The organism is Microbispora sp. ATCC PTA-5024 (assembly GCF_000511135.2).
Taxonomy (GTDB): Bacteria; Actinomycetota; Actinomycetes; order Streptosporangiales; family Streptosporangiaceae; genus Microbispora; species Microbispora corallina.
In genome coordinates, this window is the sequence record NZ_KI866524.1 from 984,182 (window position 1) to 996,242 (window position 12,061).

General features: G+C 70.2%; 15 protein-coding genes and 1 tRNA gene. 2 read left to right on the top strand and 14 right to left on the bottom strand.

Features of this window, described 5'->3' with window-relative positions:
* From MPTA5024_RS25065 to MPTA5024_RS25115, 11 genes are all read right to left on the bottom strand, one after another.
* Nucleotides 1–191: hypothetical protein (locus MPTA5024_RS25065; protein ID WP_036328543.1), on the bottom strand; the 191-nt coding region annotated here is incomplete at its 3' end.
* A gap of 423 nt (nucleotides 192–614) precedes the next feature.
* Complete coding sequence (locus tag MPTA5024_RS25070) at nucleotides 615–1,157, bottom strand: hypothetical protein (protein WP_084369969.1); 543 nt, start codon at nucleotides 1,155–1,157, stop codon at nucleotides 615–617.
* Nucleotides 1,154–1,642, bottom strand: a complete 489-nt coding sequence (locus MPTA5024_RS25075) for a hypothetical protein (protein ID WP_036328547.1) — start codon at nucleotides 1,640–1,642, stop codon at nucleotides 1,154–1,156. The genes MPTA5024_RS25070 and MPTA5024_RS25075 overlap by 4 nt, the downstream gene beginning before the upstream one ends.
* Before the next feature lie 188 nt (nucleotides 1,643–1,830).
* Nucleotides 1,831–2,226 carry a 50S ribosomal protein L7/L12 gene (gene rplL, locus MPTA5024_RS25080; protein ID WP_036328549.1) on the bottom strand — a complete coding sequence of 132 codons (396 nt, stop codon included), beginning with the start codon at nucleotides 2,224–2,226 and terminating at the stop codon, nucleotides 1,831–1,833.
* A gap of 75 nt (nucleotides 2,227–2,301) precedes the next feature.
* Nucleotides 2,302–2,826, bottom strand: coding sequence for a 50S ribosomal protein L10 (rplJ, locus tag MPTA5024_RS25085; RefSeq protein WP_036328551.1), 525 nt, complete (start codon nucleotides 2,824–2,826; stop codon nucleotides 2,302–2,304).
* A gap of 218 nt (nucleotides 2,827–3,044) precedes the next feature.
* Entirely contained in the window at nucleotides 3,045–3,875 is an 831-nt protein-coding gene (locus MPTA5024_RS25090) for an LppX_LprAFG lipoprotein (RefSeq protein WP_036328553.1), read from the bottom strand.
* 190 nt (nucleotides 3,876–4,065) lie between these two features.
* Nucleotides 4,066–4,779 (bottom strand): 50S ribosomal protein L1, encoded by a 714-nt coding sequence (rplA, locus tag MPTA5024_RS25095; protein WP_198167359.1) that lies wholly within the window; start codon nucleotides 4,777–4,779, stop codon nucleotides 4,066–4,068.
* A 112-nt stretch (nucleotides 4,780–4,891) separates the two neighbouring features.
* Nucleotides 4,892–5,323: a 50S ribosomal protein L11 gene (rplK, locus tag MPTA5024_RS25100; RefSeq protein WP_036328557.1), complete on the bottom strand. Its 432-nt coding sequence runs from the start codon at nucleotides 5,321–5,323 to the stop codon at nucleotides 4,892–4,894.
* A 112-nt stretch (nucleotides 5,324–5,435) separates the two neighbouring features.
* A complete protein-coding gene (nusG, locus tag MPTA5024_RS25105; protein ID WP_036328559.1) occupies nucleotides 5,436–6,209 on the bottom strand; it encodes a transcription termination/antitermination protein NusG in 774 nt (257 codons plus the stop codon).
* 55 nt (nucleotides 6,210–6,264) lie between these two features.
* Nucleotides 6,265–6,522, bottom strand: coding sequence for a preprotein translocase subunit SecE (secE, locus tag MPTA5024_RS25110; protein WP_036328561.1), 258 nt, complete (start codon nucleotides 6,520–6,522; stop codon nucleotides 6,265–6,267).
* Nucleotides 6,523–6,598: 76 nt separating this feature from the next.
* Nucleotides 6,599–6,671, bottom strand: a tRNA-Trp gene (locus MPTA5024_RS25115).
* A gap of 233 nt (nucleotides 6,672–6,904) precedes the next feature.
* Between MPTA5024_RS25115 and MPTA5024_RS25120 the strand changes: the two genes are divergently transcribed.
* The gene (locus MPTA5024_RS25120) at nucleotides 6,905–8,110 is read left to right on the top strand and encodes a pyridoxal phosphate-dependent aminotransferase (RefSeq protein ID WP_036328564.1); all 1,206 of its coding nucleotides are present in this window, start codon (nucleotides 6,905–6,907) and stop codon (nucleotides 8,108–8,110) included.
* A gap of 57 nt (nucleotides 8,111–8,167) precedes the next feature.
* On the opposite strand, the gene MPTA5024_RS25125 is transcribed toward MPTA5024_RS25120, so the two are convergent.
* From MPTA5024_RS25125 to MPTA5024_RS25135, 3 genes are all read right to left on the bottom strand, one after another.
* Nucleotides 8,168–9,409, bottom strand: coding sequence for an ATP-binding protein (locus MPTA5024_RS25125; protein ID WP_036328566.1), 1,242 nt, complete (start codon nucleotides 9,407–9,409; stop codon nucleotides 8,168–8,170).
* Between the two features lie 77 nt (nucleotides 9,410–9,486).
* Entirely contained in the window at nucleotides 9,487–10,467 is a 981-nt protein-coding gene (locus MPTA5024_RS25130; protein ID WP_051458613.1) for a PASTA domain-containing protein, read from the bottom strand.
* Complete coding sequence (locus tag MPTA5024_RS25135) at nucleotides 10,464–10,964, bottom strand: SigE family RNA polymerase sigma factor (RefSeq protein ID WP_036328567.1); 501 nt, start codon at nucleotides 10,962–10,964, stop codon at nucleotides 10,464–10,466. Before MPTA5024_RS25135 ends, MPTA5024_RS25130 begins: the two co-directional genes overlap by 4 nt.
* Before the next feature lie 68 nt (nucleotides 10,965–11,032).
* Between MPTA5024_RS25135 and MPTA5024_RS25140 the strand changes: the two genes are divergently transcribed.
* A complete protein-coding gene (locus tag MPTA5024_RS25140; RefSeq protein ID WP_198167396.1) occupies nucleotides 11,033–12,058 on the top strand; it encodes an adenosine deaminase in 1,026 nt (341 codons plus the stop codon).
* The last annotated feature ends 3 nt before the right edge of the window (nucleotides 12,059–12,061 follow it).

Below are 12,061 nucleotides of genomic sequence, written 5' to 3' on the forward strand. Positions count from 1 at the left end.
GGAATGTCCTTGCGCCCGGCCTGGCGAGCCGCCTCGACCCGGCCCTTCCACTTCTCGTTGCCGAGCAGCCAGTCGAACGACTCGGTCTGCAGGGCGAGAAGGTCGGGAACTTCGAGCGGCTCCCCGATACGTGAAAACGACACGGTACGGGGACCGGCGGGTACGGCGGAGGCGTTGCGCGAGGCTGCCAACAGATGTCCTTCCGAGGGCTCGCGGACTGACTACACGCACGCCAGACGACCAGGACCAAGCATTACTCAGAGAAGCGGTCGTCAAAGGGCAGCGCAAAGGGGCAGTGTAGCCGATAGGCATACACCTGTCCACTCCGCTCTCGCTCTGCGCTCCACGTTGGTGGCAGCATCACCCGTCCGCGCCGAAACGTCAAGCCCGAGAGCCGACATTTCGCCTAACTGACAGGCACCACGCTGGGTTTTTCCCGCCCGTGTGACTGCCGAACGCCGACGGATCCAGTCCCTACCCGGGAGCCGGTCCAGGTAACGCTCTGTCACACGGAGGGTCCAACGCTGACCGTCGGTCGACGCCGCCGTGCCCTCGTCATCCCACGGGGCGGCCCATCCCAAACGCAGTCTTTGCTAACAATTTAGTCACGCCCCTCAGCGGGCGGGCGTGTCCCCCAGAAGGGTCGACAGGGCGGACACCCGCCAGCCGTCGCCCTGCGTGACCAGCACCAGTCTCGCCCTGCTCTGGACCACCTGCTGGGTCGGCCGGGCCGCCCCCGGATCGGTCCTGCTGGTGACCAGGTTGACGAACACGAGTACCCGGACCTCGTCCGGCGACTGCGACTCGACGCCCGCCGCCGCCACCACGGCCTGTTGCACCTTGTGACGCAGCCGGGCGTCCGGTCCGATCGCGGCCGGCAGGCGGCGGTACTGCTCGGCGAGCGCGCCCGTCGCGTGCGCGCCCGCCCGCGCGAGGTCCCTGTCGATCGTCCGGTAGTCGTACGACAGCATCTCCGGCGCGTACGCCCGCGCGGCCGCCAGGGCGCTCCCTCCGGCCCTCTCGGCGTCCTGGAGGCTCCGAAGGTCGCGGTAGGCCGACAGTGCCGCGAGACCCAGCCCGACGGCCGCCAGGGCCGACAGGGCCACCAGGAGGCGTCTGAGCCGCCCCGGGGGCCGCCGCCCCTCCCCGGGGGTCACTGGACGAGCTCCGACCCGGCCACGAGCCACGAGCCGGACGTCTTGACCAGGTCCATCCGCCACCGGAAGAACCGTTCCTCGGGGGCGGCCTTCCTGCCGTCCTCCCAGTGGATCACGGCGTCGGCCACCACCAGGACCTCCGCCGTACGTCGGTCGGCGCCGAACGAGGCGAGCGCGGTGGCCCGCAGGACGCCGGTCTGCACGACCTTGTTCTTGATCGTGGCGTCCCTGAGGTCGGTCTGGCCGGCCGCGAACCGCTCCCGCTCGGGCCCGGTGGACGTCGCCAGGACCCGTTTTATGCCGTCGTCGATCGTCCGGTGGTCCACCGACAGGAGGGCCACGGCGTGGGACGCCGCCGCCCGGACGGCTGCTTCGCGCTCGTCGGCGAGCGCCTGGGCGGCGCTCCTGTCCTGCCCCAGCCGCACGACCAGGGCCGCCAGCGCGGCGACGAGGAGGACCAGGCCGAGGGTCAGCGCGCGCCGCATGGTCGCCCACCCCCTGATCACGTCGCCGGACGCCGGATCCTAACCCGCAACATAGATCACCGGCCGCGGGTGTGCCCATAGGGTCTGGAGCCCGTACGGACTCCGGGCATGCGGAAGGGGCGGCCATCCGGCACCTGGATGGACCCGCCCCTTCCGGTGAAGCGTGGTCGGCTCGACCCGGAACGGTCTTACTTGACCGTGACGGTGGCGCCGGCGCCCTCCAGGGCGGCCTTCGCCTTCTCGGCCTGCTCCTTGTTGACCTTGCCGTCGAAGACGGGCTTGGGAGCGCCGTCCACGAGGTCCTTGGCCTCCTTGAGGCCCAGGCTCGTCAGGGCGCGGATCTCCTTGATGACCTGGATCTTCTTGTCGCCGGCGGCCTCGAGGATGACGTCGAACTCGTCCTGCTCCTCGGCCTCCTCGGCGGCGGCGGCACCGCCGGCGCCGGCCGGGGCGGCGGCCACGGCCACGGGGGCGGCGGCCTTGACGTCGAAGGTCTCCTCGAAGACCTTCACGAAGTCGGACAGCTCAAGGAGGGTCATCTCCTTGAAGGTCTCGAGCAGCTCGTCGGTGCTGAGCTTCGCCATGATGGTGTTCCTCCAGTGGATCTAACAAAAGTGAAAAGGGACCGCGGTGCGCGCTCCCCCGCCCGCTGCGCGGACCTACTCGCCGGCCTCTTCGCGCTTGGCGCGCAGAGCTTCGGCCAGTCGAGCCATCTGCGTGGGCAGCGCGGCGAAGGTGGCGGCAGCCTGGGACTGCTTGGCCTTCAGCGCACCGGCCAGCTTCGCGAGGAGCACCTCACGGGACTCGAGGTCAGCAAGCTGGGTGATCTCCGAGGGGGTCATCGACTTGCCGTCGACGACGCCGCCCTTGATCACCAGGAGGGGGTTGGCCTTGGCGAAGTCACGCAGACCCTTGGCCGCCTCCACGACGTCGCCCTTGACGAACGCGATGGCGGTCGGGCCCTGGAGCAGGTCGTCCAGGGCGGTGATCCCGGCGTTGTTCGCCGCGATCTTGGTCAGCGTGTTCTTCGCCACGGCGAACTTCGCATTCCCACCGAGCGAGACGCGCAGCTGCTTGAGCTGGGCGACGGTGAGACCGCGGTATTCGGTCAGAACGGCGGCGCTGGAGCCTTCGAACTCGTTCGCGAGCTCGGCGATCGCACCGGCCTTGTCTGCCTTCGCCATGGGCCTCCTTCCAGATGTGCCGCCGGCGAAGGCCCGGGAAAACGAACAAGCCCCGGCGCAGGCGCACGGGGCTTGGATGGACGTGAAACGTCCCAAGCGTCTCCATACCTGCGCGGGTCGCCCACTTCCGTGGATCCTTCGGTCACCGGGGTTTGCCCGGCGACGACCGGCGGTCTTCGGCAGGAGACAGAATACGTGTCAATCCCTAGGAAGCCAAATCAGTTGCCCGGCCGGAGGTTCTGCGGCAGCTCGCCGACCTGGTCGGCCGGGGGCGCGTCGATCGTGACCGGCTCGTTGAACGACTTGAACAGGGCGGTCGCCTTGAACGTGCCCTGGTCGGCCTTGCCGCCGTTCAGCTCGATCTTGCGCGGCAGGCCCTGGCCGTCGATCCAGGCGTCGAACTTGACGTCCTTGGCATCGGCGAGCTGGCCCCGCATCCGCGACTGGGCGTCCGCAGGAAGCTGCTTGACGGCCTGGTCCACCGGGAACGTGCCCGAGTAGTGCGTGGTGTCCACGCCGCCCACGCTCTCGGTGCCGACCGACTTGACGTCCTTGGACGCGGTGAGCAGCGCCACGCTGGTCTTCAGGTCGATCTGCTGGGCCTGGGCGAGGTACTGGTCGACGTTGACGCCGGCGTTCGAGCCGAGCTGCTTGAGGTCGAGCCTGATCCACGGCTTGGTGGCGCCCACGAGGGTCTTGAGCATGTCGAGCTTCACGTACGCGACGTCACCCTGGAGGATCACCCGGACGCCGCCCGGCAGGTTCTGCCCGCCGAACGCCACCTGGTTGAGCGTGATGTCGGACGCGATCTGCGGGGTCTTCTTGTAGAGCATCGTGCCCTGGACGCCGCCCGTGCCCCCCTGCTTGTCGCTGACGTTCACGACGAGGTCGGCGGAGTACGAGGTGACATCGTCGGCCTTCTGCGCGGTCTGCTGCAGGACTTCGGCCGCCGAGAGCTTGGCGTTCTCCAGAGACGGAGCCGCGGTCGTCCCGCATCCCGCGACCGTGATCGCGGCCACCGCTCCGGCGGCCACCAGTAGTCGGCGCATGTTTCCATCCCTTTCGTCTCCCCGATTTACCTGCCCTTGACCCTATGCGCCTAACGCGGGCCGCGCGGCGATCGCCCGCAAACCCTCATGGATCATCCACAAACCCTGCACAACTGCCGCAGGACGCACGGAAACGCGGAAGGCCTCCGTCCCGTGGGACGGAGGCCTTCGCTGCTGTGCCGGAGAGGGCTCAGGCGTCGATCTCGGCGGTCATCGCCCGCGTCACGTTCGGGTCGACCGGGATGCCCGGGCCCATGGACGTGGTGAAGGTGACCTTCTTGAGGTAACGGCCCTTGGCGGCCGACGGCTTGAGACGCAGCACCTCGTCGAGCGCGGCGGCGTAGTTCTCCAGGAGCTGGCGCTCCTCGAAGGACGACTTGCCGATGATGAAGTGCAGGTTCGCGTGCCGGTCGACACGGAACTCGATCTTGCCGCCCTTGATGTCCGTGACCGCCTTGGTCACGTCCGGGGTGACCGTGCCGGTCTTCGGGTTCGGCATGAGACCGCGCGGGCCGAGCACCCGGCCCAGGCGGCCGACCTTGCCCATCAGGTCCGGCGTGGCGACGACCGCGTCGAAGTCGAGACGGCCCTTGGCCACCTCGTCGATCAGCTCGTCCGAGCCCACGATGTCGGCGCCCGCGGCGCGGGCCTCCTCGGCACGGTCACCGGTCGCGAAGACCAGGACCCGGGCGGTCTTGCCGGTGCCGTGCGGGAGGTTGACGGTGCCGCGGACCATCTGGTCCGCCTTACGCGGGTCGACGCCCAGGCGCAGGGCGACCTCGACGGTGGCGTCGAACTTGGTGGTCGCGGTCTGCTTGGCCAGCCGGACGCCGTCCAGCGGGCTGTAGAGGCTCGCGCGGTCGACCTGGGCCGCCGCGTTCTTCCAGTTCTTGCTGCGCTTCACGATGGGTCTCCTTCATGGAGTTCGTGGTCCGGGCCCGCGCAGGCCCTCCCACTCTGCTTGTCTGCCACGCCGCTGCCGGCTGCCGACGTCGCCGCGTCCGCGGCGCCGAGGGCTAGTCGGCGATGGTGATGCCCATGGAGCGGGCGGTGCCGGCGATGATCTTCTCGGCGGCGGCGATGTCGTTGGCGTTGAGGTCCTGCATCTTCGTCTCGGCGATCTGCCGCAGCTGGTCGCGGGTGAGCTTGCCCACCTTGTCCTTGTGCGGGTTCGCGCTGCCCTTCTGCAGACCGGCGGCCTTCTTGATCAGCTCGGGCGCCGGCGGCGTCTTCGTGACGAAGGTGAAGGTGCGGTCTTCGAAGATGGTGATCTCGACGGGGATGATGTTGCCCCGCTGGGACTCCGTCGCCGCGTTGTACTGCTTGACGAAGTCCATGATGTTGACGCCGTGCGGACCGAGGGCGGTACCGACCGGCGGCGCGGGCGTGGCCTGACCAGCGGGAAGCTGGACCTTGACCAGCGCCGCGATCTTCTTCTTTGGAGGCATCTGTTTTCTCCGGGTCCTTTTTTCCTACAGAACCCTCACACGCGTGTGGGAGCCGCCGCAGGACGACTCCCGGAAACGCGGTGAGGACGGCTATCGAGTCTATGCGAAGGCGTCAGATCTTCGAGACCTGGTTGAACGACAGCTCCACCGGGGTCTCCCGGCCGAAGATCGACACGAGCACCTTGAGCTTCTGCGACTCGGCGCTGATCTCGCTGACGGTGGCGGGAAGCGTGGCGAAGGGGCCGTCCATGACCGTGACGGACTCGCCGACCTCGAAGTCGACGGTCGCGGCGGCGGTCTTGGCGGTCGCCTTCTTGGCCTCCTCGGTCGGCTCCGGCGCGAGGAGCTTGGCGACCTCGTCGAGGTTGAGCGGGCTGGGCTTGTTCGACAGGCCCACGAAGCCCGTCACGCCCGGAGTGTTGCGGACGGCGGCCCAGGACTCGTCGGACAGGTCCATGCGCACCAGCACGTAACCGGGCAGGACACGCTCCTTGATCGGAGTCTTCTTGCCGCCCTTGAACTCGGTGATCGTGTGCGTCGGCACCTCGACCTGGAAGATGAAGTCCTCCATGTTGAGGGAGCCGATGCGGCTCTCGATGTTCTGCTTCACGCGGTTCTCGTAACCGGCGTAGGAGTGGATGACGTACCACTCGCCGAACTGGCCGCGGAGCTGACGCTTGAACTCCTCGATCGGGTCGACGTCCGGGACGATGTCGCCGTCCTCGTCGACCTCCGCCTCGGCCGAGGCGGCGTCGTCGCCGGCATCGTCCGAGCCGGCGGACTCGACGTCGCCGGTCTCGGTGTCGCCGACCTCTGCTACGGCCTCGTCCGGCTCGGTCTCCCACTCGTCACGGGAGCCGTCAGCCGGCATCGGGGACTCGGACACGGGACTCTTCCTTCTTCGATCGATGACTTTGACGCGCTGCGACGTCTCGGACGGATCAGGATCCGCCGAAGGCCCAGAGCACGCCCTTCGTCAGAAGGAAGTCTAGTCCGGCCACGACCCCGACCATGATCACAACGAAGACCAGGACGACCGTGGTGTACGTGACCAGGTCGGTTCGCCGGGGCCAGATGACCTTGCGCAGCTCGGCGACGACCTGCCGGTAGAACAGTGCGGGCGAGGTGCGCCTGACCTTCTTCTCACCGGTTGGCTTGCCTGGCTTTCCAGCGGTCTCGCCGCGGGTGTCGATCGCCACAATCCTCACCTGATCCGTCGTGTCCGTCGCATCGCGCGGCGCGCTTTCACGCCATTGTTGCGCGGACCGCACTCCGCAGGGCACGAGGGACTCGAACCCCCAACCGCCGGTTTTGGAGACCGGTGCGCTACCAATTGCGCTAGTGCCCTAAGCCGTGCACCACGATACCCGAGAAACGTCCTTACGCATCCGTACATCGCTCGCGTGGCCCACTAGTCGGTGAAGTGTACGTGGGAATCACCGCTTCGTCGAACCACGCGGCCGGCGCGGTGAAGGGACGCCGGCCGGGTACCGCCGTGTGCTGCTCAAAAGTACCGTGCGGACCTGTCCGGATCCTGGATATGCCGAGGAAACCGAACGGCGCGTCTGGAACGATGGGGGCATGACCCGACCTCGCATCTCCGCGCGTATCTCCGCGATCTCCGAGTCCGCGACGCTCGCCGTGGACGCCAAGGCCAAGGCGATGAAGGCCGCCGGTCGCCCGGTCATCGGCTTCGGCGCCGGCGAGCCCGACTTCCCCACGCCCGACTACATCGTCGAGGCGGCCGTCGAGGCGTGCAGGAACCCCAAGTTCCACAAGTACACGCCGGCGGGCGGCCTGCCCGAGCTCAAGCAGGCCATCGCGGACAAGACGCGCCGCGACAGCGGGTTCGAGGTCGAGGCGTCGCAGGTGCTCGTCACCAATGGCGGCAAGCAGGCGGTCTACGAGGCGTTCGCCACGCTGCTCGACCCGGGTGACGAGGTGCTGGTCGTGGCGCCGTACTGGACGACGTACCCGGAGGCGATCAAGCTCGCGGGCGGCGTGCAGGTCGACGTGGTCACCGACGAGACGACCGGCTACCTGGCCACGGTCGACCAGCTCGAGGAGAAGCTGACCGACCGCACCAAGGTGCTGCTGTTCGTCTCCCCGTCCAACCCCACCGGGGCCGTGTACACGCCGGAGCAGGTCGAGGAGATCGGCCGCTGGGCCCTCGACAAGGGCCTGTGGGTCGTCACCGACGAGATCTACGAGCACCTCGTGTACGGCGGCGCCCGGTTCTCCAGCATCGCGACCGCCGTGCCCGAGCTGCGTGAGCGCGTGGTCGTGCTGAACGGCGTCGCGAAGACGTACGCCATGACCGGCTGGCGGGTGGGCTGGCTGATCGGCCCGTCCGACGTGGTCAAGGCCGCCACGAACCTGCAGTCGCACGCGACCTCGAACGTCGCGAACGTCTCCCAGGCCGCGGCCCTCGCCGCCGTCTCGGGCGACCTGTCGGCCGTGGCGCGCATGCGCGAGGCGTTCGACCGGCGGCGGCAGACGATGGTCCGGATGCTCAACGACATCCCGGGCGTCCTCTGCCCCGAGCCGCTGGGCGCCTTCTACGCGTACCCGTCGGTCAAGGCCCTTCTCGGCAAGGAGCTGCGCGGCCGGCGCCCGCAGACGTCCGGGGAGCTGGCCGAGCTCATCCTGGAGGAGGCCGAGGTCGCGCTGGTGCCCGGCGAGGCCTTCGGCACCCCGGGCTACTTCCGCCTCTCGTACGCCCTGGGCGACGACGACCTGGCCGAGGGCGTCAGCCGGGTGGCCAAGCTCCTCGGCGAGGCCCACTGAGCGTTCCTCCGGCGGCCCGGGCGACTCACTCCGCCCGGGCCGTCGCCGTGTCCGCCCTCAGCTCCAGATCGCGCAGATGGGCGCGGCCACGATCCGCTCACCCAGGTCGTAGACGGCCGGCCCTGTGTGCAGGACCACCCCGGCGACGAACCGGTCGCCCAGCTCGTCCCTGAGCCACGCGAGGTGCTTCGCGTCGTCCGCTCGTGGCGCGGCCTTCGCCTTCACCTCGATGCCCACCACCCGGCCCATGCCCAGCTCCAGGACGATGTCCACCTCGTGCCGTCCCTGGTCCTGGCGCAGGTGGTACATCCGGGGGCGGGACGCGGACACGGGCGTCTCCGCCCTGAGCTGCTGGGCCACGAACGTGTCGACCAGCCGTCCGAGCAGGTCAGGGTCACGCAGGACCGCCTCGGGCCCGGTCCGCAGCAGGGCCGGGACCAGCGCGGACTCGACGACGTACCGCTTGGCCCCGCGAACCAGCCGCTTGAGCCGGTTGCTGAACCAGGCCGGGATCTTGTCGACCAGCAGGAGATCCCGCAGCAGCCGTTCGTACGCCTCCGCCGTGCGGGCGTTCACGGCTGCCGACTCATAGAGCGTCCTGTCCGTCACCACGCCGGCCGTGTTGAGCGCCAGCGCCTCGAGGTAGGCCCTGAGCCGGGCCGGGTCGCGGCGTCCGTCCAGTGTCTCGATGTCCCGGGTGAGGGTCTGCTCGACGTAGCTCTCCAGCCATCGGCTCCGGACGGGGTCCGGCATCCGGTGCGCCTCCGGGTATCCGCTCCTGAACGCCATCGTCACGTAGTCGACGAGATCCGGGGGCCGGGCCGGCGTCGCGAGCTCCTCCATGCGGCCCTCCGCGAGGAGATCGACGAACGACGGCCTGCCGGTGGTCCGCTCGATCTCCTTGACGGCGAGACCGGTCATGTCCAGCCGCACGACGCGTCCGGTCCCCGGCCACGTACGCCCACCGAAGTCGGACCAGACCGAGCCGGTGAGGATGAAACGCCCGGGGCGGTGGCCGGCGTCCACCGCCCGCTTGACCGCCCCGAGCACCTCCGGGACGACCTGCCACTCGTCGAGCAGCGCCGGTTCCCGCAGCCGCCGCAGGGCGGCGTCGGGGTCGGCCAGGAAGGGGGCGTTGTCCTGCTCGCGGTCGAGCCGGACGACGGTCTCCACATGACGTGCGGCCGTCGTGGTCTTGCCCGTGGCACGCGGCCCCACCAGCATGATCGCTGGAAGGGTCCGGAACATCTCCTCGATCAGCGGGTCTACGAGACGAGGGATGTACGCGTCGGCGGCCATGACCTGCACACTACCAAGATGACCCAGGGGTGAGTGCGAAGACGACCCACGGGTGAGTGCGAAGATTCCGCAGTCGGTCAGCCGGCGGGGGTGACGTGGGCGGCGATCTCGCGGAGCTCGGCGTCGGCGGCGTCCTCGCCCAGCTTCGCCCGGTAGTCCGGGCTGATCATCACCTCGACCCCCAGGCCGGGCCGGAGGGTCCAGATGACGGCGCGGGTCGTGTTCCCCTCGGCCTCCGACACGAGGTAGGCCGTCGTGCCGCCCAGATCGACGGGCGTGCCGGTGCCGCGGGCGGCCTTGACGCGGCCCGCCAGGTCGCCGGCGGCCGCGCCGCGGTAGACGACCATCTCGACGCTGTACAGCCCGGTCTTCTCCATGCCGCGCTCCACCCAGCTCGTGGCGTAGCTGTGCGTGCCGAAGCCGTCCTTGCCGGACCACTCGCCCCAAACGAGGCCCTTCGGGAGGTATCCGACGTGGACGCCGCCGAAGGCCCGTCCGTCGCTCAGGTCGCCGAGGTCCTGCGGCATCCCGTCAGGGCTCCCGGACGGGTCCGGGGTCGGCGTCGCCGAGGGGCGGTCGGTGGTCGCGATGACGGCCGCGACCTGCGATCCGGGCGTGGCTTGCGCGGCGGCGGGCGGGTCCTGGGAGACGATCGTGCCCGGCGTCGCGCCGGGCGTGACGGTCTTGCGGAAGGCCACGGTGAGCCCTGCGTCCTCCAGCGTCGCCCTGGCCCGTTCGGCGGCGACGCCGACGACGTTCGGGACCACGATCCGGGGCACGGCCACGTCGTCGCCGGAGACGGCGGCCGACGGTCCCCCCGAGGGGGCCGCCGCCCCCACCGGAGCCGGAGACCCCCGGTGTCCCGTCGCGTCCTGCAGGGTCAGGTAGGCCGGTACGGCTCCCGCCACCGCGACCGTCACCGCCGCCGCCCCCGCCGTGCGGAAGCGGACCTGGTGACGGCGCCTGCGCCGCCGTACGGCCTGCCCGATCGACGGCGACGCGTGCACGCCGGCGACCTGCGCGCCCATCGCGTCCCTCAGCGCCTCTTCCACGTTCATGCGGACGCCCCTTCCATGTGTCCCATTCGTGCGCGGACGCGGGACAGGCCCCGCGCCGCCTGACTCTTCACGGTCCCGACCGAGCAGCCGAGCATGGCCGCCGTCTCGGCCTCGGACATGTCCTCCCAGTAGCGCAGGACGAGCACCGCCCGCATGCGGGCGGGCAGCCTCCTGAGCTCGTCGAGGAGGGCCTGCCGCAGGCCGACGTCCGGGGACTCGACCGGCGTGTCCGGCGGGTGGGCGAAGGTGATCTCCTGGAGGACCTTCCTCCTGCGGGCCCGGCTGATCGCGCCGTTGACGACGACGCGCCGGGCGTACGCCTCCGGGTTGTCGTGCCGGATGCGCGGCCAGTGGCGGTAGACCTTCTCCAGCGCGCTCTGGACCATGTCCTCGGCGTCGGGCGTGGACGCCCCGCAGACCAGGATCGCCGTACGGAGCAGGGCGGTGCTGCGCGCGGCCAGGAACTCGTCGAAGGCCGCCTCGTCTTCCTCGGTCATGGACTCCCCTTTCGCCCGTCCCCAACGTGCGAGGCGGGCGGGAGGTTGAGAGCGGGATGCGGGAGGATATGGAGATGCCGCGTCCACTCGACAAACTCCCCAAGGCCCATCTGCACCTGCACTTCACCGGCTCGATGCGGCACGGCACGCTGATCGAGCTCGCCCGCGAGCAGGGGGTGCACCTGCCGGACGCGCTGGAGCAGGACTGGCCGCCCAAGCTGCGCGCCACCGACGAGCGCGGGTGGTTCAGGTTCCAGCGGCTGTACGACATCGCCAGGTCCGTGCTCAGGCGGCCCGAGGACGTCGGCCGCCTGCTGCTGGAGGCCGCGCAGGACGAGGCGCGCGAGGGCTCCCGGTGGCTGGAGATCCAGGTCGACCCCTCGGGATACGCGCAGCGGTTCGGCGGGCTGACGGAGACGCTCGAGCTGGTGCTGGACGCGGCCGGGCGGGCCTCGGGCGCCACGGGCGTCGGCATCGCCGTGATCGTGGCCGCCAACCGCACCCGGCATCCCCTCGACGCCAGGACGCTCGCCCGCCTGGCGGCGCAGTACAGCGACAGGGGCGTCGTGGGGTTCGGCCTGTCGAACGACGAGCGGCGCGCCCGGGCCCGCGACTTCGACCACGCCTTCCGGATCGCCAAGCGTGCCGGCCTGCTGGCCGTGCCGCACGGCGGCGAGCTGCTGGGCGCGGGAAGCGTCGCCGAGTGCGTCGACGACCTCGACGCCGACCGCGTGGGCCACGGCGTACGCGCCGCCGAGTCGCCGCGGCTGATGGAGCGCCTCGCCGACCGGCAGATCACGTGCGAGGTGTGCCCGCTGTCCAACGTCGGCCTCGGCGTCGCCGAGCGGCCCGAGGACGTGCCGCTGCGCCGGCTGTTCGAGGCGGGCGTGCCGATCGCGCTCGGCGCCGACGACCCGCTGCTGTTCGGCGCCCGGCTGCTGCCGCAGTACGAGCTCGCCCGTGAGGTGTACGGCTTCGACGACGCAGAGCTGGCCGAGCTGGCCCGCCAGTCGATCCGGTCCTCGGCCGCGCCCGAGTCGGTGAAGAAAGAGGTGCTGTCGGAGATCGACGCCTGGCTCGCCGCCCCCGCCTGATTT